Source organism: Pedobacter anseongensis (assembly GCF_037482965.1).
GTDB classification, from domain to species: domain Bacteria; phylum Bacteroidota; class Bacteroidia; order Sphingobacteriales; family Sphingobacteriaceae; genus Pedobacter; species Pedobacter anseongensis.
The window spans coordinates 109,218-129,714 of the sequence record NZ_JBBHKB010000003.1; the positions used below are offsets into that span (position 1 = coordinate 109,218).

14 protein-coding genes are annotated in these 20,497 nt (G+C 38.1%); 1 reads left to right on the top strand and 13 read right to left on the bottom strand.

Annotated features, from left to right (window positions below; genetic code table 11):
- Positions 1 to 30 precede the first annotated feature (30 nt).
- The 10 genes from fucP to WG904_RS11335 all read right to left on the bottom strand — a co-directional run bounded on the left by fucP (position 31) and on the right by WG904_RS11335 (position 14,274).
- Positions 31 to 1,317 carry an L-fucose:H+ symporter permease gene (gene fucP / locus WG904_RS11290; protein ID WP_339579422.1) on the bottom strand — a complete coding sequence of 429 codons (1,287 nt, stop codon included), beginning with the start codon at positions 1,315 to 1,317 and terminating at the stop codon, positions 31 to 33.
- A gap of 45 nt (positions 1,318 to 1,362) precedes the next feature.
- Complete coding sequence (locus tag WG904_RS11295; protein ID WP_339579423.1) at positions 1,363 to 1,815, bottom strand: MaoC/PaaZ C-terminal domain-containing protein; 453 nt, start codon at positions 1,813 to 1,815, stop codon at positions 1,363 to 1,365.
- A gap of 93 nt (positions 1,816 to 1,908) precedes the next feature.
- Complete coding sequence (locus WG904_RS11300; RefSeq protein ID WP_339579424.1) at positions 1,909 to 2,979, bottom strand: Gfo/Idh/MocA family protein; 1,071 nt, start codon at positions 2,977 to 2,979, stop codon at positions 1,909 to 1,911.
- Entirely contained in the window at positions 2,976 to 4,202 is a 1,227-nt protein-coding gene (locus tag WG904_RS11305) for an extracellular solute-binding protein (RefSeq protein ID WP_339579425.1), read from the bottom strand. The genes WG904_RS11300 and WG904_RS11305 overlap by 4 nt, the downstream gene beginning before the upstream one ends.
- Positions 4,189 to 5,358 carry a CaiB/BaiF CoA transferase family protein gene (locus tag WG904_RS11310; protein ID WP_339579426.1) on the bottom strand — a complete coding sequence of 390 codons (1,170 nt, stop codon included), beginning with the start codon at positions 5,356 to 5,358 and terminating at the stop codon, positions 4,189 to 4,191. The genes WG904_RS11305 and WG904_RS11310 overlap by 14 nt, the downstream gene beginning before the upstream one ends.
- Positions 5,355 to 6,503, bottom strand: coding sequence for a CaiB/BaiF CoA transferase family protein (locus WG904_RS11315; RefSeq protein ID WP_339579427.1), 1,149 nt, complete (start codon positions 6,501 to 6,503; stop codon positions 5,355 to 5,357). The genes WG904_RS11310 and WG904_RS11315 overlap by 4 nt, the downstream gene beginning before the upstream one ends.
- Complete coding sequence (locus WG904_RS11320) at positions 6,500 to 7,657, bottom strand: ABC transporter substrate-binding protein (RefSeq protein WP_339579428.1); 1,158 nt, start codon at positions 7,655 to 7,657, stop codon at positions 6,500 to 6,502. The genes WG904_RS11315 and WG904_RS11320 overlap by 4 nt, the downstream gene beginning before the upstream one ends.
- Before the next feature lie 238 nt (positions 7,658 to 7,895).
- Positions 7,896 to 10,415, bottom strand: a complete 2,520-nt coding sequence (locus tag WG904_RS11325) for a glycoside hydrolase family 2 TIM barrel-domain containing protein (RefSeq protein WP_339579429.1) — start codon at positions 10,413 to 10,415, stop codon at positions 7,896 to 7,898.
- Positions 10,412 to 11,518 (bottom strand): glycoside hydrolase family protein, encoded by a 1,107-nt coding sequence (locus WG904_RS11330; RefSeq protein WP_339579430.1) that lies wholly within the window; start codon positions 11,516 to 11,518, stop codon positions 10,412 to 10,414. The genes WG904_RS11325 and WG904_RS11330 overlap by 4 nt, the downstream gene beginning before the upstream one ends.
- Positions 11,515 to 14,274, bottom strand: a complete 2,760-nt coding sequence (locus WG904_RS11335) for a family 78 glycoside hydrolase catalytic domain (RefSeq protein ID WP_339579431.1) — start codon at positions 14,272 to 14,274, stop codon at positions 11,515 to 11,517. The genes WG904_RS11330 and WG904_RS11335 overlap by 4 nt, the downstream gene beginning before the upstream one ends.
- A gap of 359 nt (positions 14,275 to 14,633) precedes the next feature.
- Between WG904_RS11335 and WG904_RS11340 the strand changes: the two genes are divergently transcribed.
- On the top strand, positions 14,634 to 15,422 hold the full coding sequence (locus WG904_RS11340; RefSeq protein WP_339579432.1) for an IclR family transcriptional regulator: 789 nt from the start codon (positions 14,634 to 14,636) through the stop codon (positions 15,420 to 15,422).
- Between the two features lie 159 nt (positions 15,423 to 15,581).
- On the opposite strand, the gene WG904_RS11345 is transcribed toward WG904_RS11340, so the two are convergent.
- The 3 genes from WG904_RS11345 to WG904_RS11355 form a co-directional block, all read right to left on the bottom strand.
- Positions 15,582 to 17,756, bottom strand: a complete 2,175-nt coding sequence (locus WG904_RS11345; protein ID WP_339579433.1) for an alpha-L-rhamnosidase-related protein — start codon at positions 17,754 to 17,756, stop codon at positions 15,582 to 15,584.
- 98 nt (positions 17,757 to 17,854) lie between these two features.
- Complete coding sequence (locus WG904_RS11350) at positions 17,855 to 19,441, bottom strand: sodium:solute symporter family transporter (RefSeq protein WP_339579434.1); 1,587 nt, start codon at positions 19,439 to 19,441, stop codon at positions 17,855 to 17,857.
- Positions 19,425 to 20,495 carry a Gfo/Idh/MocA family protein gene (locus tag WG904_RS11355; protein WP_339579435.1) on the bottom strand — a complete coding sequence of 357 codons (1,071 nt, stop codon included), beginning with the start codon at positions 20,493 to 20,495 and terminating at the stop codon, positions 19,425 to 19,427. Before WG904_RS11355 ends, WG904_RS11350 begins: the two co-directional genes overlap by 17 nt.
- Positions 20,496 to 20,497: the final 2 nt, after the last annotated feature.

The following is a 20,497-nucleotide window of genomic DNA, read 5'->3' on the forward strand; positions in this document are numbered from 1 at the left end:
TAACTAAATTTCTATGGGGTTGCAGTCTTGTTACTTGCTACTTATCTTATATCCGCTTATTCCAAAATAGAGAATAACCAAAAAACAAACTAGGGGGATACTGTATCCAATTTGGATGTTATCACCATAAACATCAATTAACTTTCCCATAAAAACGGGTAGAATTGCACCGCCAACTATCGACATAATTAACCACGATGAACCTGGCTTAGTGTCGTTCCCAATGCCTTCAATACCGAGGCCAAATATGGTTGGAAACATGATCGACATGAAAAAGCCCAAACCACCTAAAGCATACACTACAAACGAACCTTGTCCAAATATGGCCACTAAACAAAGCAGTACAGCAATTACGGCATATATTGATAATAATTTGTTGGAAGCAATATATCTTAACAAAAACGTACCAACAAACCGTCCAGTTAAAAATAACGTGCCGTATAAGGCCAAATATTTCACCGCGGTTAATTCATCAAATCCTCCACCTTGTTGTGCTGCCCGAATAAAAAAACTAGTTACACAAACCTGTGCACCAACATAAAAAAACTGCGCAATAACTGCCCATCTTAAATGTTTGTGATTTAAAGAACCAAAAAAACTACCTGTTGCAGCACCATCAATGCTTTTCGTTTTAATTTCTGGCAATTTCATAAAATAGAAAAGCAAAGCCACTAACACAAGTACAGATCCCAAAATAATATAAGGTAACTTAACAGTCGAAGCTTCTTCTAAAAAGTAGTTGTTACGTACAACATCGGTCATGGCAGCTAATTCTTCTTGTGTATGTGATTTACCAGATAGGATAAAACCTCCAACAACAGCTGCAACTGGCGCAGCCAATCCGTTAAACGTAGCCGCTAAATTTAATCTAAAAGTAGATTTAGCCGGATCCCCAAGTACAGCCGCATAAGGATTTGCCGAAGTTTCTAAAATGGTTAATCCACAACCAATAATAAATAATGCAAATAGAAATAAATTGTAAGAAAGTTCATTTGCCGCCGGAACAAACAAAAATGCGCCTAATGCAAATGTGAGCAAGCCCGTAATCATACTTACTTTATAACCCCATTTTTTAAGAATTGCCCCGGCAGGTATAGCCATCAAAAAGTAAGCAAAAAACACTGAGGTGTCTATCAAGGTAGATTGAACATTATTTAGGTTGCAAGCTTTTTTTAGATGCGGAATAAGTACCGAGTCTAAATTGTGGGCCATACCCCATAGAAAAAACAAGCTTACTACGAGTATAAATGGGACTAAGAATTTCTTTCCCGACGAGTTATCGCCTGCTAATGTTACTTCAGTTTGGTTGTGGTTCATACATTTTTAGTTTTTTGGTTGGTTAGTTTGTTAGTTAATGGTCTATTAGCCATTAGCGGATTTTTTCTTAACAACTAGTAAATGCTCACATACAAGCACGACGTCGCCATGTTGATTAATAATTTCTACGTGTTCGGTTACGTTACCCATTTCTGGTCGTTTTCCATCCGTTTTTTCAGCTATCGTTATTTCAGAGTGGATGGTATCACCTATAAAAACTGGTTTTACAAAACGCAAACGATCATAGCCCTTCGACATGGCTTCTGGATTAATTTCTGAAGCGGTTAAGCCAATGCCTATGCTAAAAATCATAGTTCCATGGGCAATACGTTGTTTAAATGGTTGTGTTTTACACCATTCAGAATCCATATGGTGCGGAAAAAAATCGCCCGTATGCCCTGCATGTACTACAAAATCAGTTTCTGTAAGGGTACGCCCCAAGGTTATCCGCCTTTCATTTAACTGGTAGTCTTCAAAAAATGTTGATTTAAAATACATCTTTTTTTGTTTATTGGTTCATTGGTTCATTGGTTTATTGGTTTATTGGCGAGTGGGTTAAGCATCCTGCCTAATAAAAAGTGCACAATTGAACTAATAAACCGGTTTAGTTCCTCCGTTATCACTCGATTTATAAGCAGCTTCTACTACTGCCATTGTTTTAATTACATCTTCTACACTCGTATGTAATACATTATCCGAGCCTTCGGTAAATCGCATTAAATTAGCCATGGTTCCAATAAATGCTTCGGGAAACCAAGATCCCTCTAAGTTAACTGCTTTCCAAACTGGCGCACTTCCTTCTTCTAAAATACAGTATTCAAATTTATCGGGCACTCCATGTGGATAATCCATCAACAAGCCCATTTTTGCTTTAATTGCACCTTTTGTACCTTCCCATTTTATAAAACTTTCTTGATTTTCGGGTCCAAAATCGTGATCATGATTGGCATTAATTACCGCGTGCAAGGTATCGCCAAAATCGAACAAGATGGTAGAACGTGAAGAGGATAAATTTTTAGCAGGGTGTTTTAACGTTTTTGCAAATATGCTATTCGGTTCGCCTAAAAATGAGCGAATTAAATCGACATAATGGATACTATGGTATTGAATTTCTAAGCGAGGATGAATCATTACATGAGGAAACAGTTCCCATGGTGTATTTAAGGTAACACGCACTTCCATGTCGTACACCTCACCTATTAAGCCCTGATCAATTAAATAGCGAGCCGCACTAACAAACGGGGCAAAACGTAATTGAAAATTAATTGCCGCTTTAAAATTTTTCGTTCTACAAAGCTCCAAAATCTCCTTAGCCTGCTCAAAATGATCGCCCATTGGCTTTTGAATCAATACAGAACTGCCATCGGGCAATTGTGCCAACGCTTCTAAATACTGTTCGGGCATGATGGTTAAATCATATACCACATTTGCTGGTGCGAGTTTAACAGCTTCTGCAATCGAATGATATACATTTGGAATATCGAACGCAGCAGCTAACGTCTCGGCTCGTTCTATAGTTCGGTTTACGATGCCATGAACCGTAAAATTAGCCAACTTATACGCTGGTAAATGTGCGTCCGCCACAATGCCTCCAGCACCAATAATAATAATGGGCTGCTTCGTTAGCGGAAGTTCGGGCTTATATATAAATTGGCTATTCATTTTTCAATTTCATTAATCTTTCCTTGTGCAGCACGTATAATTTCGGCCGAAGATTGGTCGGTCGTAATTGCCAAAATCACCATTTCATCAATAATTGAAGCTATTTGTGCCCAATTTTTATGCTGTGGTAGCGTTTTAGCAACCACATGTAAGGTTTCTAATTTATGGTAGTAGGGAATAATTTTGTTGATTTCCGAATCATTCCAAGTCGAAATTCTACATCCAATGCCTCCTTCTAATGTTAGTGCTTTATCGTTAGCCACATTCGTTGCAAAGCGGATAAAATCGTACGCCACTTCTTTATGCTTGCTTCCTTTTCCAATGGTATACAACCAATAAACATTTAAAGAAGCCGATATTTGATCGGAGTTTGCCGGTAAGAGATCGATATACACTTTCCCTTTAACTTTCGAATTTTCATCTACTTCGGCCATGGTGGCAAAACCAAACCAATTGATCATCATGGCGGCTTGGCCTTTACTGAAGGCAAGACCAGCAGCTACCGAATCGAATTGAGCAGAGCCTGGATGCACCGCGGTAACATCATTCACTATCTTCCGATAAAAATCTAAACTTTCTAGCGATGCTTGCGTATCGATACTGATTTTACCCTTGTGGTCGATTAAGCTTCCACCACGAGACCATAATTGCAAACAATAATCGAACACGGCATTATGTCCATCTGGATAGCAAGCAAATATGCTTCCATAAAGATTTAGGTGTGGACGATTAAAAAATTGAGAGATTTGATAAAACTCGTCCCATGTTTTCGGAACTCTTAAGCGTTGACCGTACTTTTCGAGATAAGCTGCTTGCTCTTCATGGCTTTCGAACAAATCTTTTCGATAGAGTAAGCACTCAGGTCCATCGTGAAATGGCAAACCTACAATTTTACCTTCAAACTGCTGTAATTCTAACAAAGATGAACTCCATCCATGAAGAAAATCAACAGGCGGCCTTTTTTCGATATATGGATTTAACACTTCAAATGCCTGTGTCGAATAGCCTTCATAAATCCAATCGGTATTGATATGCGCAACATCGAATACACCATTGGCTAAGCCACTTTTGCCTAAGGTACGATCGTGCAGTTCGTTCAAATCCATAATCACCAATTCAAGTTTTAAATTACAGCCAGAAAAAAGGCAATACCTATCCCAAAACTTCTGCATAGCCTTTTCGAATGGACCAAATTTGCGTACAGCGATTCTAAACGTTTCCATCTGTTAGGGTAGTTAGCTGGATAAATTCGTTAATGATGTGTTCATTGTCTTGTCCCAATTTAGGTGATCCTTTTGTTGAAGTTAACAATTCTCCATCAATACGGATAGGGCATCTTGTAGTTTTATAGGTATATCCATCTAGCATTTCGACTTCTTGAATCATATTTAGCACCTTAAAACCATCATGCTCCATCAGCGATGACCAATTTAACACATCGGCACACCAAATATCGGCAGGTTCTAATCTAGATAGCCAGTGTTCGGTGGTTTTGGTTAACAAATGCGTAGCCAAAATCGCTTTAATCTCGTCGCGTAAATCAAATGCTTGCTTCACATCGGCATATTTTAATAATTCGTTGCACCCTAGCAATTTACCTATTACTGGAATGGAGGCCATGGCTAAAGAAATATAGCCAGTTTGTGTTTTATAAATACCGTATGGAGCCCCTAAATATGCATTTGCATTGTTATTTATCGACCGCTCTGGTAAAATGCCTCCATCATTTAAAAACGTAGTAATCGTTTCGAATTGAAAATCATAGGCCGATTCCATCATGCTTACCTGAATTAAGCTTCCTTCGTTGGTTATGGCCTTGCGGTATAAACACGCCAAAATACCTTGTGCCAGGTGTGCCCCTGCAAGCATGTCGACAATGGATAAACCCATAGCCATAGGACCGCTTGTGGCATTTCCGGTTAACGAAGTTAAGCCCGTTAAGGATTGCAATAACAAATCTTGTCCAGGTTTAGCTTTCCATTCTCCCTCTGTACCATATCCCGAGATTTCGCCATAAACAATGGATGGATTAAGTGTCGAAACAGCTTCATAATCGAACCCAAGCCTCCCCATTACGCCTGGACGGAAATTATGAATCATTACGTCTGCTTTTTTCAACAGTTCGCGAACCATCTGGCAATCTTCTTCTTTCTTTAAATCGACCTCAAAACTTTCCTTATTTCTATTTATGGCATGAAAAACAGATGATTCTCCATTCATAATTAAATCAGAAGTGTAGAGTGAGCGACAAATATCGCCTATGCCTAAGCGCTCGATCTTTATTACCCTAGCCCCCATATCAGCCAAGCGTAAACTAGCAGATGGTCCAGATAAGAACTGGCTAAAATCTATAACTACATAACCTTCGAGTGGCCTCATAATCCAAATTCCCTATTAATTTTATCATTATCGCCTCCTAAAACTGGCGCTGCTTTGTCAGAAAATAACTTTTTGCGGTCGAGCCGTATTGGACTAGCGGTTGTTTTGAGCACTCTACCATCAGTTAACACCAATTGCTGTTCGACATCAAGGTTTTTATAAGCAGTTAATTTTACTGCATTTTTATAATCTAATACTTCAGCACACCAAACACCATTGCTTTCTAATAAATTAAGCCAGCTAACTGTTGATGAAGTTTTAAACGTTTCACCTAATCTGGAAATCAGTTCATCACGATTTTCGAATGCGGAGTGTTTATCGGTATGCACATCACTTATTTGGCAATTCACTAACGATGCGATTAGGCTTAAATCGCCCATTGCCAAGGCTAAATACCCATCAGTTGTTGCGTAAATACCATAAGGGGCACTTAAATACGCATGTGCACTGCCCTTCATTGCACTTCTCTTGGGCAACTTACCCCCATCGTTTAAATACGTAGTAAGCACTTCGAATTGTACATCTAAAATCGACTCCAACAAACTCACTTCAACCAATATACTTTTACCCGTTTTAGCCCTTTTAATTAATGCAGCCATTAAACCCTGGGCTAAATGATTGCCGCACATAATATCCGACACCGAAAGACCGAAAGGAACTGGCCCATCGTTGCTGGTTCCCGATAAATAAGTTAACCCAGAAATAGATTGTACAAGTAAATCTTGCCCTGGTTTTTTTGCCCATGGACCTTCATTTCCGTATCCAGTAACTACACCATAAATTATTGTCTGATTAATTAATTGTACCGACTGGTAATCCAGCCCAATTTTCTCCATCACCCCTGGCCTGAAATTATGGATCATTATATCGGCTATGCTAATTAATTTTTTTAACCGCTGTAAATCTTCGCTGTCTTTTAAATCGGCAGCATACGATTCTTTATTTCGATTAATGGTATGAAAAAGCAGGCTATCTTTATCGATAAAAAGGTTTTTAATAGCCAGTTGCCTGCAGGCATCGCCCTGCACTGGTCTTTCTATTTTAATTACTCTTGCGCCTAAATCAGCCAGTTTTAGACCAGCCGAAGGTCCTGCCAGAAATTGGCAAAATTCTAAAACTAAAACTCCTTCTAAAGGCTTTGTCATGCTATCAACGTTTTAGATTTAACATATAATTTATTCAATTCAGTTCGTACTTTTTCTTCGTTGCCACCATTCATCACATATTCTCTAACTATATCGCCTGCATGGTCTTGAAAAAACATCGATCCGTGGTAACGTGGGCGTAAAAATGCACGCTGTAATGCGGGTAAAGTATTAGCAAAATAGTTTTGGCTTTGGCGATTTACTTCTTCGTTGTTCCAAGCCGTTAAATGTCCGGGCTGACCACCACTTTCGAAATATAAGGTTTGTTGACAGCTAGGCGAACCAACGTAGGCAACATATTGAGCTGCGATAGCTAAGTTTTCGCATTTCGATGAAATGGCTAATCCAGTCCCCCCCAACGTGCTTCTTAACTTGGTTTTCCCTACAAGGCTAATCATATCATGAAAATACAAAGGCTTACGGGCATATCCATTTCTCGAGTAATTGGCATATCCGTAAGCAAATGGACAATAGGCGATTTTATCAGTGGCTGTCATCGCTTCATATACCTGAATAGGGTTTCGGTTAAAATTTTCTGCATCAATTTTACTAGCCAATTCTCGGTACATCTTTAGGGCTTGAATTCCTATCATTGATGAAATTACCTCCTCCTCATTTTGGCAAGGATCTTCACCTAATGAACAGCAAAACGTGTAAAAATTCATTAGAATATCGATTGGAATACCTGCAAAAGCAACTAGGCCTTTATCGGCCAGGGCCAACAAATTGTCGAATGATTTGGGCAAGCTTAATCCTTTTTCGTTAAGTAAATCTGGTCTACTTGCTGCTACTGGAGTTGCTGCATCGATGGGCAATGCCCATTGGTGATTGTCGTAGTGGTAACTTTCGTAAGAAGCGCCAACACTGTTTATTTCCTGATCTTTTAAATATTCTGTAGTTAAATAATTATCTAATGGAACAATAGATTTTGTTTTTGCGGCAAATCCTGCCCAAGGATGATCAATTACTAAAAGATCGAAGCGTTCTGCCAATTCTTGAATAGAAAAGTCGGCAAAAGCTTGCAGGCTTCTTTTTTCCCAAATAATTTGTACATGGGGATGAAGTTCTGAAAATCGCTGTGCAGTAGCTACCATGGGCAAAAACCCACGACTATGATTCCATGTTATACCTTTTAAAGTGATTTGTTTGTTCAATTTCTTACTATATTTTTTGATCTCACATTAATTCGCTAAGCGAATGATTACACCGATTAATAGATTTCACCGATTTTTAATATTTTTATTCTACTTAGCATCGTCATACCGAACGTAGCGCAGCGAGGAGATAGCTATTAAAGTTCTCTCGTCTCTCGTGCCTCATTCACTCGAGATGACGAATTGAGGTAAAACTCGCAACCATGCGGCTCCTAACCATTTTCCATCAAATCCTCATTTAGTTCTCTCCTTTCGTTGAGATGACAATGGTGGCTTCTTTCAATCCCTCTGCTGTGGCAGTTAGTTTTATGGTACCTGCTTTTTCTGTTGCCTGTATAATGGCAAGACAAAGACCATGATATGCTTTTCTATAATTTGCTTTAAAAGGTTCTAAGCTTGCTTGAAAACCATTGTCAACCCCAGCGATAAAACCTACACCGTCTAATTTAAAATTCACCAAATTATCCGCTTCAGGCACTAAATTTCCCGCTTCGTCGGTTATTTTAACCGTTACAAACGACAAATCGGTACCATTTGCTAGAATATTTTCTCGATCGGCAATTAATTCAATTTTAGCCGCTTTACCAGCCGTTTTAATTGTCTTAACTAAAACTTCCTTTCCATTTTTTCGAGAAACTGCTTTTAAGGTACCTGGCTCATAGTTAACTTTCCACAGTACATGTAAGTCGTCATTTTGTTTGCTTCTTTTACCTAATGATTTACCATTGAGGTACAATTCTACTTCGTCGGCATTATTGTAATAGGCCCAAACATCGATTACTTTTTCTTGTTTACCAGCAAATAATCCATTTACTGGCCAATTCCAATGTGGCAAAATATGCAAAACGGGTTTGGTAGTCCACTCGCTTTGATAAAGATAATACGAATCTTTAGGGAAGCCGGCCAAATCTACAATCCCAAAATACGAGCTTCTGGCAGGCCATGAATACGGTAGCGGTTCGCCTAAATAATCGAAACCTGTCCACACAAAAATACCAGAAACATGAGTGTATTTTTTTGCTGCTTTTAGCGTTTCTTCGTGCGTCGAACCCCAATAGGCCGAAACATTATCATAAGCTGATGCGGCCCACGAAGAATTGCCTTCTGTAAACTTTGTTCTTCCATCCTTTGGCCAGCGACGAATGCTATCTGCAGTATCGTAAAAACCTCGGGTTTCTAAGGCAGATGTAGTTTCAGTTGCTAAGAATTTCTCGTTAGGATAAAGTATTGGGAAATCTTCGTAAAGTTTGTGGTTATAGTTTAATCCATACACATCTAAAGCACCTGCTTGATAGATAAAATTCTTGGCGGCATTGGTTTCGGTTAAGGCAGATAATACTGGGCGCGATTGATCTAAATCTTTCACAATTTTTACGAGTTCTTTAGTAAGCGCAATTCCAGTGCTATCGAACTGTTCACGAATTTCGTTGCCAATGCTCCATAAAATGATCGAAGGGTGATTAAAATCGCGCTTAATCATATCTTCGAGATCTCTTTTATGCCATTCGGTAAAGTTTACATTATAATCTTTTGATACCTTTTTCTTTTTCCAAACGTCGAATGATTCGTCCATAACCAAAAAGCCCATTTTGTCGCACAGGTCTAAAAACTCGGGTGCAGGTGGATTATGTGCAGTTCGGATGGCATTGCAGCCCATTTCTTTTAAAATTTCGAGTTGGCGCTCCATTGCTCTTGTATTTACAGCGGCACCAAGAGCACCTAAATCGTGATGCATACAAACGCCATTAATCTTCATTGGTTTACCATTTAAAGAAAAACCAGTTCTTGCATCAAAATTGAAATATCGGATGCCGAATAGTGTAGTTTTTCGATCAATTGTTTTCCCATTTTGGAGAATTTCTGCAACTAATTTATATTGCTGGGGGTTTTCTACCGACCATAGCATTGGATCTTTCAAGCTATAATTATCATATTTGAATGTTACATCAACGCCTGTGGTCTTCACCAGCATGGGTTTCTCGTCTAAAACCAATTTTCCATTAGGATTAAAAATTGAAATCTTTATATTGAAAGACTGATTTCTTAAAGTTTTATTGAATACGTTAGTTTTGATGTTAATATGAGCAGTAGGGTAAGGAACGGAGTGAACTTGGGTTCCTCGAAACTCATTAGCTTTGGCAAAATTAGCGGTAACAGATGTACCCCATTGTGCAAATGCTAATTTGGATGTTGAAGTAATCCAAACATTGCGATAAATACCCGACCCACTGTACCAACGTGAGTCGGGCTGTGCAGAATTATCTACTTTAACTGCGATTATATTTTTTCCAGGTTTTAAATACTTACTTAATTCGTACGAAAATGAGATATAACCAAAGGGTCTTTTACCTAAAGAATGTCCATTGAGCCACACTTCACTATTTTTGTATACACCGTCGAATTCGATAGTTATAATTCTATCTTTATAATTAAATGGTGCAATAAATTCTTTTCGATACCAACCTATTCCCGTCGGTAAGCCACCTCCTTCAGGTTTTGAAGGATTTTTTTCGTCAAATTTACCTTCAATGCTCCAATCGTGCGGTAGTGTTAATTTTCTCCATTTCAAATCGTTAAATAGTAATGATTTAGCTGAATCGTTATCGCCTAAAAAGAATTTCCAGTCTTTGTTAAAGTTGGTTCTTGTTCGAGGGGCTTGGAGGGTGGAGTTGGGAGTTGGGGTTTTTGCGCTCACCGCAGATGCTACTGCAAAAAGCAAAACCATTAAAAAGCCATATTTAAAATTAAACCATTTCATTTTCCTACGAAACTAATTTTACTCTTTCCTAAATCTATTGAGGTAGCTACTGCAATTCCTCGCTCGTCATTTTTATTTACGGCACAATAAAAGTGGTACACTATGCCTTTATGTTTAAGTACAAACGATTTATGCGCATACAATTGATCATAAGTTTCTGAAGATTCGATAAGATTATCTCCCGTCCAATCTGTCCAGTTTATCAAATCAGTTGAGGCGGCGAAGCGGTTAAATGCTCCTTTACGATCTTCCCAAAATGCACCGAAATAGAACATTACCCATGTATTATCAATTTTTTGAATAACTGCATCGCCCGTTATCCCAACAGGGTGATGAACCACAGGGTCTTTTAAATAGCGCTGCCAATTTTGCATATCATCAGAAACAGCCATTCCTATTCGTTCATACCAACGCGTCTTTTTATTGTCGACCAACGAATCGCCAACAGCATTATAATACATGGCGAATTGGTGACCAGTTAACCGCTCCTTATCTTCGATCACCGTACTTTTAAATAGTTTATTCCGATTTTCCCACCATCTTACATCCGCATCTGCTGAAGTGAGTACAGGCTGAACTAATCTATTCCATTCTTGAACTTTACTCGGATTTTTATCGGTATATGCCATTCCAATCGATAGCGGTTCTACTTCGTAACCCTTTTCTTTTCCACCAAAATACGACATCCAGTAGTTGCCTTTATATTTCGATAATTTGTAGTTCCCACCCCAGTTTATATTGGTTAAAGCATTATACCCAGCCTTTTGGTTCTTGTCCCATGTTTCTGTATCTGAAAATGACAGTAGACGACCCAAGTTTTGCCAATGAAGTAAATCTTTACTTTTTGCTAACCAAGTTTCGTAACCTCTACCGCCATAGATCAGATACGTCATATACCAATATTTTCCTTTACGAAATACTGTAGGGCAATCCATTTTATGCTGAGTATCGTTAGGAACCATCACCAAGCCAAATTTATAAGGAGTTTTAACCTCTTGATAAATTTTTTCCATCTGTATTAATGAAACTGCATTCTTCTGTTGAGCAAAAGAAATTAAGGCGGTAAATATAAAGTAGGCTAAAAGTAAAATGGCTTTTCTCATCTTCCCATAAATTTATACGAACCCGAACCTACTCCTATTTTCGCTCTTCCATTTTCATAGCCTAAAGCGGTAAATGATGCCGTTCCTAAATTGGTTGCTTGATGTGTAATTGAGGCTGGTAAATATAGGGTAGCCGTGGCATTGGCAGGAATAGTAACTGCTAATTTCAACCCCTCATTGGTTTTTATCCATTCTGTTTCGATAATCCCATACGGACTATCGTAACTTGTTTTCGCAGAAGTTAAATCGCCCACCACTTCAGGATAAATTATGATTTTATTAAAACCTAAAGAATTTTTCTCTTGCCTAATTCCGCCCACGCCACTATAAAACCATTCCATTAAATGCCCAAGCATAAAATGATTGTTAGATACGGTAGGCAACGCTGCCCACGATTCTGTTAATGCGGTTGCACCTTTTGCAATTTGCATACCGTAACCAGGTACATCTGATCGGCTATTCATGTCGAATATTACATCAGACCGGTTCTCATTTTCCAGAACTTTTAACAGATAACGATAACCAATATCGCCAGCAGTTAAACTATTGTTCCTATTCCTAATATCTTTAATTATATTTTCTACTACAGCAGCTTTGTTTTCTGGTTCTACCAACTCCATATAAACGGCCATGGCATTGGCTGTCTGACTACCGGTAGCGTATTGTTTAGTAGTTGGATTAAAAAATGTTTGATTAAATGATTTTCTTACTTCCGTTGCCAAGCGTTGATAGGTTTTTATTTCTTCGGTTTTACCCAATACTTTCGCAATCTGTTGCAAAATCATCAAATCTTGATAATAAATTGCCGTTGCAGTAACACCCATAGGTGTTAATTGCGATACACCTGGAGGTTTTGGACCTAAATCGTACCAATCGCCCAGGCCCTGTGAAAGTATATTGTCTTTTGCTTTTGTACCTAAATAAGCGATGTAACGTTTCATCATCGGATAGTAATCAGCCAATACGCCCTTATCGCCATACCATTGATACAAATACCAAGGCATAATTATTCCGCTACTTCCCCACTCTGGCGAATCCCTGAACATATCACCACCCCATTCAAACTTCACATATTCAGGAGAAATTTCTGGAATTAACCCTTCTGTTGTTTGCGAATTTCTCATATCCTGTAACGCTTTTCTAAAAAGCAGCGCCACATCGTAGTTGTAACGAACCGAGCTTCCCATCAGGTGAAGTTCTTCTAACCAGCCCAATTTTTCGCGATGAGGGCAATCGGTAAATAAGCTTACCATATTGCTTTTTATAGCCCAATCTATTAAGTTAAACGTTTTATTAAATAAATCATTAGAACTAGAAAATTTTCCAACAGGCTTAGCTGCATTACGAATATGCAGCCCTTTTAAGTCTTCAATGTAAGGTTTACTTGACATTGATGTAAAGTTTATTTGACTTTTCTGTAAAGCACCCTTTACTTGCAAATATCGAAATCCATAATAGGTAAATTGAGGGCGCCATGTTTCTAGGCCTCCTCCCTTTAAAATATAAGTAAAGTAAAAGGGGCTACCAGTTGGGGCTTGATTTACATTGCCATCTGCTTTTAGCAATTCGGCCGGTGTAATTCGGATGGTATCTCCCTTTTTTCCTTTTACTTTGAGTTCTATTATTCCGGAAGCGTTTTGTCCTAAATCGTATACCAAGTCGCCATTGGGCAGAGATTGAATAGTCTTCGCAACAAAATTTTCAAATACTTTAACCGGTTCTTCTTTTTGTGAGTTGAGTGGGGGTCCATTAACAACTAGCGGTATTTTCCATCCAATAGACTTGAAGCCAATATTGTCCCATCCCTTTTGTTCTAAGTTAGCATCGTAATCTTCGCCCCCATAAATACTCGAGAAAATAATGGGCGAAGGGGCTGTTTTCCATGACTGATCGCTATTAATCGTTGTTTTGGTGCCATCATTATGTTCGATAATCAACTTGCAAATCATTTTAGGAAAACCGAATGCAACTTTTAATTTTCGATACCTACCTTTTACGGGTGGGATGTAATAAAATCCATTTCCCAGCATTACGCCTAAGGCATTGCTGCCCATTTTTATTTGTTTTGTTAAATCGAATGTTACATACAGTGCTTGCTTATCGTATTTGGTCCACCCTGCATCGATAAAATGGTCTCCAATTTTTTGTCCGTTAAGTTTTGCTTCGAAATGGCCTAGACCAGCAATAAATAGCGTTGCTCTTTTTACAGTTTTAGGTACTTCAAATTCTTTTCTAAAAAGTGGGAGTATGTTGTTTTGGTTAAACTTATCTTTTTTACCATCTGTAGGTAAGGTGTTTACATTCGAATCGGCCAATTTCTCGTACGCAATCCAATTGGCACCTTTCCAATCGGCCAAGGTAAGTAAGCCCATTTGCCATGTTGAAATGGCACTCCACGACACATTATTTTTATTGTCCCATATTCTAACTTTCCAGAAATATGTTTTTCCAGCTTTCAAAAGTTTCCCTTTAAACTTATTTTGAATCGATTGCTTTGAATTTGTTTTTTTTGAATCCCAAATGCTTCCCACATTCTTGCTCAAATCTGAGGTATTTTCAGCTACCAAGATTTGATAAGCTGTTTGAAGCACGTTATTTTGTTTCGATTTTAATTTCCAGCTTAAATAGGGATTTAGCGTTTCAACACCTGTTGGATTTACCTGATATTGGCATGTTAATTCATCAACCTTTAAAACTTGTGCAAACAGCGGAATGCTAAGAAAGTAAAGCCAAGAAAAAACGATCAGTTTGCTCATTACAAAATTAAAAACTAACTTTAGTTAGTGTTAACATCATCTATCGCAGGGCGACAATAAAATTGGTTTATAAATGGTTAAAGGATAAATACACCTTTAAAATAACTTAAATTTATGACTAAATTTAAAAAGTCATTATTCAAATATAAATGTTTTTTTTAAATATGAACGTATTATTGATTAAAAAATAGCAACACTATTAAATATTAACGCGTTTTTTAATTTAAATCACTTAGATACAAAGACAACAGAGAAAATATGCTCCAGAAACTATTTGTGCTATGTTTCTATGTGGTAAAAAAGTGAGCGATTAATTAAAAACCATTTTGTATGTTTGAAATACTAAACCGCTTTTATAAATGAGCACCATAAACGAAAAAGAATCAAAATATCAAGCGCCTGCGCTCGACAAAGGGCTTGATGTATTGGAATACCTTTCTGCCCAATCTATTCCGCTTTCGCAGTCTGATATTGCTACTGGGATTGGCAGAACGCCGAACGAAATTTACCGAATGTTGATGAGCTTAGAAAGCCGTGGTTACATTTTAAGGGATGAGGTTTCTGGGAAATACAGATTATCTTTAAAGTTATTTTACCTTTCTCATCGTCACTCGCCAGTTGATGAATTGCGTAAGGCTGCTCAATTTCCATTAGAAGAATTGGCGGATAGTGTACGCCAATCGTGTCATTTGAGTATTTTGTATATGAATCAAGTCATGGTTATTATTCATGCAAAAAGTCCTGGCCCAATCGCTTTATCAATTGAAGAGGGCAATCTTTTCCCCTTACCACTTACAGCATCGGGAAAAGTTATCTTAGCTTTTATGCCAGAAAAGGAGCGCATGAGCACCTTAAAGAATAATGACATCTTCAAAAAATACCCAAAAACAAAGCGTGAAGAATTTTTGGCTTCTTTAGAAAATATCCAGCAAACTGGCGCATATTTTAAGCCCAGTGATCTTGCCGAAGGGGTTTCTGATATTTCTGTTCCTATTGGAAAACAAAATAAAGATGGGGTTATTGCGTGCTTAACCATCTCGATGTTAAGCACCTTAAATAGCAATAAGAATATTAAGACAGAAGAAATTTTAGCCGAGGCGAATAAATGTGTAAAGAAAATTGAGGCAAGGATAGGGATAAATTTGTAGGTTTTTAAACCTCAAAGAAAGGGAGGATTGCACAGCACGTAAAGAGGTTTGGTTACTCTTTTTTTAACCGCAAAGGGCGCGGAGAGCGCAAAGGTATCGTTAATTTAACCGCCCTCATTAGCGCCCAGCCCTGCAACCCGCAATTCGCAACCATCGTGCCTATTTCAAAGCTGTGTACGTAATTAAATAATCTACTCCTTTCTGTATGCTGATTTCGTAAAGCCCTTTTGATATTTCGACTACAGTACCATTTTTTAGTGTTGGTTTAGCACTGCTTTTGAATCTTAATTTTCCTTCGCCAACTGAAGATTTAACTTTAATTTCTTTCGTACTGCAATATACTGAAATATCCCCATCAGGTGTTGGAACTTTACCCTCCATCCAGGCTAAACCGCCTAGATTTGGTTCTATCGTATAGGTTTTATAACCAGCAGTTAAAGGCTTTACTCCTAGATAGTATTTTCCTAATAAATAAATCGGACTAGCGCCCCAGGCATGGCATAAGCTTTTACCGAATGGACGACCGTACATGGCAAGATGTTCGGTGTCCTTTTTTTCAGGATTATATTCTTCCCAAAACGAAGTCGCTCCTAATTTTAACATCCCACCCCAATAATTTTTCATTTCTTTTAGCACATACGGCTGTTCGCCCATGGCGCACAAGGCCTCAAGTTCATAGAAGCGCATGTAAGGCGTTGTAATCTTGTTAACCTTATTATTTAAAAGTACATGCTGCTTAACTTCTAGTTTTTGCTCTGGCGAAAAATAGTCGAAAAAGATACCAAACATATTTGCATAGCGCGTTACATTATCGGTTTGTTTTCCGCCAATGCGACTATGTACTAGTGCATGTTTATCTTTATTCCAGTATAAATCGAAAATTTTAGTGCGTAAAGCTGTTGCCTGTTTAGTATAAACGGCCGAGCCAGCTGTATCCCCAGCCAGATTTGCGCATAAAGCCATTGTTTCTAAACTTCGGCAATACAATAACTGTTCAAAGCTTACCTCTCCCTCCTTACTTAATTTATCAGCCCAATCGATAAAAATCCAGTCGCCCGGCATCCATTCTAATAAGCCATCTTTATTTTGGCGACCATTAATATATTCCATTAAGGTTTTCATACGTGGATATATTTCGGATACAAATTTTTGATCTCCTGTAAATTTATAGTAATCGTAAATCCCTAGAAACCAGTAGAAAGAATAATCCATAATGGTGTTAATGTGTGCCGTAACGGGATCTTTTCCACGTTGTGCCAACAACGTCCTTTTTACTGTGGGTGCATCAAAAAACGAATAATAATTCATCAAATAACTTTGGTAGGCATCTCCGCTCCACACCCATCTGTCGCGCTTAATGCCATCGATAAAAAACTCTCTTGTATTTAGGTGAAAGGTGTATTTTGCGACATCGTAAATTCTGTTTAACTCATTATCAGCGCTATTAAATGAACCTCGTTCGGCAACTGGTGAATATTCGTACAGCATCGAAATTGAGTCTAGAGAAACTGTGCCTTCTGCTTGATAGTTTACATACCTAAATGCTTTCGAAAGTTCCAATACCGAGTCTTTTTTACTCGATAAATCTAGATCCAAAACGTCTAAAGTTTCGCACTTATCGGTAGATAAAGCTTCTTCTTTCGATTCACCATAAAAGATGGTAAGTTTTCCTTTTCCCTTTAAACCATGTAATTTTACAAAACCAAAGGTTTCTTTACCAAAATCGGCCACAAAACCTGTATTGTTTTTTTCTTTTTTAACTGCATTCATGGGCAAAACGGGCAATTTAAATTTCGATGGTGGTGTTAAGGGATCCGTTAAGTCCCATGTTCCAGCATTTACAAAAGTAGTTCCCGATTTGTCGGAAGTTTTTCCACTGGCATCGATCCACTCTTTGTCTTCAAAAGTTGTAAGCCAAGTTTCATCAGAAACAACTGTTTTACCTTGAACAAAAATGGCAGGAACTTTGGCTTGCCCATATACCTTTAAACTTAATTTATGTTTTCCTGCGGGAATCGATATCATTTTAGGAAAACCCAATACCGCTTGCCCGTCGATTTTTACATTGTACATGCCTTCAACGTATAACTTTACCTCTTCGGCAGCTGCCAAGTTAAATTCTTTATGAAAATCGACCAGTACATAATGGCTATCCATTTTCCAAAATGGCGGAAAAAACGAACCACGTTCTGTTCTTCTATTTTGCATTATATTGCTCATGTAGATATCAAAATCGCCTGGATACCAAATCCAGGAAGCTTTTTGCGCCTGTGATTCGACTACTAAACTTAATAAAGTAAGGGTACAGATCGAGAGTCTTAGAATAAAATTCATATGTGTATGATGTTATTGTTATTTGTTATATAGAATACGTCATGTATCTTCGTTTGCGTTGGTGTGTTTCGGCACATGGCTATTTCATAGTGTTAAAATTAGTGGCCGTTAAAAAAGATATATAATGCAACCATCACTAGGATTAGTAACACCCACAAAAACTTGACTTGAAAATCGGGTTTCGCAGATAAATCAATTTTCAGTAAAGCTTGATGATTTTTTTGTCCAGCTTTATCAGTGATGGTTATAAAAAATGCTAGGATAGAAAGGAATGCAAATATATAGAAGGATAAGAGTAGGAAATGAGGCCAGTTGTACGTACCATTCGGAAAAACCCACAGGTATAAAACACCAGTTCCTAAGCTAAATAATGTTCCAAATATTAGTACAAAATTTGCTGCTCGTGTTGTGGTTTTATTCCATAGTACACCAAAAAGAAACACCGCAGACATGGGTGGAGCAATAAATCCTAACACCGACTGAAATACATCAAAAAGATTTAAACCTTTAATACTATCTATACCTATAGTGATAAAAATAGAGATCAATGAACCGACCAGCACCACCCATCTGCCTGTTTTTTTGATGGTTGTTGGTGAAGCATTTGGCTTATATCTTTTAACATAAATATCCATGGTAAAAACTGTGCTTAAGGAGTTTAAGGCAGACCCAATGGTACTTATCAAGGCAGCAATTAACACCACTATAATCAACCCTTTTAATCCTGCCGGAAATAACTGAGTAACCATGGTTAAATACGCTTCGTCGGGATTTTTTAATTGAGGATATAAAACGAAGCAAATAATTCCTGGTAGAATAAAAAGGGGAACATCTAAAATTTTTAGCCAGCCAATAAAGTTTGCGCCTAGTTGCCCTTCCTTCAAGTTTTTGGCACCCAAAACCGATTGAACCATTGATTGATCGGTACACCAAAACCACACACCCATAATAGGATAACCTAATAAAATAGCTATCCAAGGATAATTTTTATCAGATGATGGAAGGAATAAGTTCCAATAAGAACCAGGGGTACTGTTGTAGATGGCTGATAGTCCGCCAGCCTTATCTACACCTAAAACTACAAGTAATAACGACACGACGATGAGTAATAACATCTGGAAAACATTGGTATATGCAATTGCTTTTAATCCTCCAGCTGCCGCAAAAAAAGCAGACAAAATCACCATTAAAATTACGGATAGATACATTGGCATATCGAGTAGCTGCTTCACCAGAATTCCACCTGCAAATAATGTTAGCGACAACCACGAAATTAAGATGGTAATTAAAGTGTACCACGCTAATATATTCCTTGTCGAATCGCCAAAACGTTTCCCCATAAACTCAGGCAGGGTAAGCACTTTAGCCCCTAAATAACGTGGTGAAAAGACCATCGCGAGCAATAATATAAAAATGAACGCATACCAGGCAAAATTACCCGCCACAATACCGCTGGTAAAGCCAACACTTGCCGAAGCAATAAGCATCGAAGGCCCAACATTTGTACCCCACATATTTAAACCAATGCTCATCCACCCCAAGCTATTACTAGCTAAAAAAATGTTTTCGTTATCTACTTTATTTTTAACAAAGGAGATATAATAACCAAAGGCAATAAGGATAATTAAATAGGCCGCAATAACAGCATAATCTATCGGTTGTAAAAAGTTATTGATTTGGCTCATATTCTTTTAAAATATCATCAATTTTTACTGGTTTTCCTGTTTCTAGCGATCTGTCCATGGCCTGCAAGAGTGCAACTGTTCCAATTCCTTCTTTTAAATCGGGATAGGCTATGGCATCGTTTTCAATACTATTGGCAAAATAATCGAGGTAATTTTGGTATTCGCCGGCGTGGTGACTTTGGCCTTCGAAGCGGAAATAGTGTTTTAATTTTGCATCGCCCCACGTAATTATTTTCTCTTCGCCAGTTTTATCGGTTACCGCATAGCGGAGTTCATGGTAATCGGCCTGACTCGCACCTTCCGTTCCTCTTAAAATGGTACTCATGCCACTGTCGCGATAGGCGGGTTGGGTGGGTCCGGTATAGGCACCACTTACACGTGCAATTCTTCCATCTTTTGCTTTAAAGATAAAGTGCATGGTATCGTGATTTTTTAAACCTTCTTTAGCCCCGTTGCTGCTAAGCATACCATAGCCCATAACCTCTTCAATTTCGGGCAAATACCATCTAATAAAATCTGTTGGGTGACTTAAGCCCCCATAAAGCCATTTAAACGATTGTTTTAGCGACCAACCTTTGGCTAAAAACCAACGATGATCAGCATGGTATTGTGCTTCTATGGTAATTAAATCGCCAATCAGCCCTGCTTCGTAGTCACTACGTTGACGCATGGCTGGCTCAAAAAAACGAGAACTTTGGCCTACAAAAATTTTCTTGTGGGTTAATTTACTTAACTTTAAAAGCTCGCTTGCTTTTGATAAATCGTCGATAAATGGTTTCGTACAAATTACATGTTTATCATGTAAAAGTGCTTGTTTAACGTGCTCAGCATGCAAATGATCAGGTGTATAGATTGCAATTACATCAATGTTTTTATCATCCAGCATCTGCTGATAATTGGTGGTGAAGTTATGGAAGTCGAATTCTTTTGCTCTTAGTTTACACATTTCTAGACTTGCATCGCAAATCTGGGCCAATTGGTACTTATCGCTTGCTAAAGCTGCAGCTATCGTACTTCTACCCTCTCCTAAACCTAAAATTCCTAGTTTTAACATAC

Excerpts from the sequence above, each read along its gene's own strand:
- fucP (WP_339579422.1), bottom strand. The coding sequence starts at position 1,317 with ATGAACCACAACCAAACTGAAGTAACATTAGCAGGCGATAACTCGTCG.
- WG904_RS11295 (WP_339579423.1), bottom strand. The coding sequence starts at position 1,815 with ATGTATTTTAAATCAACATTTTTTGAAGACTACCAGTTAAATGAAAGG.
- WG904_RS11300 (WP_339579424.1), bottom strand. The coding sequence starts at position 2,979 with ATGAATAGCCAATTTATATATAAGCCCGAACTTCCGCTAACGAAGCAG.
- WG904_RS11305 (WP_339579425.1), bottom strand. The coding sequence starts at position 4,202 with ATGGAAACGTTTAGAATCGCTGTACGCAAATTTGGTCCATTCGAAAAG.
- WG904_RS11310 (WP_339579426.1), bottom strand. The coding sequence starts at position 5,358 with ATGAGGCCACTCGAAGGTTATGTAGTTATAGATTTTAGCCAGTTCTTA.
- WG904_RS11315 (WP_339579427.1), bottom strand. The coding sequence starts at position 6,503 with ATGACAAAGCCTTTAGAAGGAGTTTTAGTTTTAGAATTTTGCCAATTT.
- WG904_RS11325 (WP_339579429.1), bottom strand. The coding sequence starts at position 10,415 with ATGAAATGGTTTAATTTTAAATATGGCTTTTTAATGGTTTTGCTTTTT.
- WG904_RS11330 (WP_339579430.1), bottom strand. The coding sequence starts at position 11,518 with ATGAGAAAAGCCATTTTACTTTTAGCCTACTTTATATTTACCGCCTTA.
- WG904_RS11335 (WP_339579431.1), bottom strand. The coding sequence starts at position 14,274 with ATGAGCAAACTGATCGTTTTTTCTTGGCTTTACTTTCTTAGCATTCCG.
- WG904_RS11340 (WP_339579432.1), top strand. The coding sequence starts at position 14,634 with ATGAGCACCATAAACGAAAAAGAATCAAAATATCAAGCGCCTGCGCTC.
- WG904_RS11345 (WP_339579433.1), bottom strand. The coding sequence starts at position 17,756 with ATGAATTTTATTCTAAGACTCTCGATCTGTACCCTTACTTTATTAAGT.
- WG904_RS11350 (WP_339579434.1), bottom strand. The coding sequence starts at position 19,441 with ATGAGCCAAATCAATAACTTTTTACAACCGATAGATTATGCTGTTATT.
- WG904_RS11355 (WP_339579435.1), bottom strand. The coding sequence starts at position 20,495 with ATGTTAAAACTAGGAATTTTAGGTTTAGGAGAGGGTAGAAGTACGATA.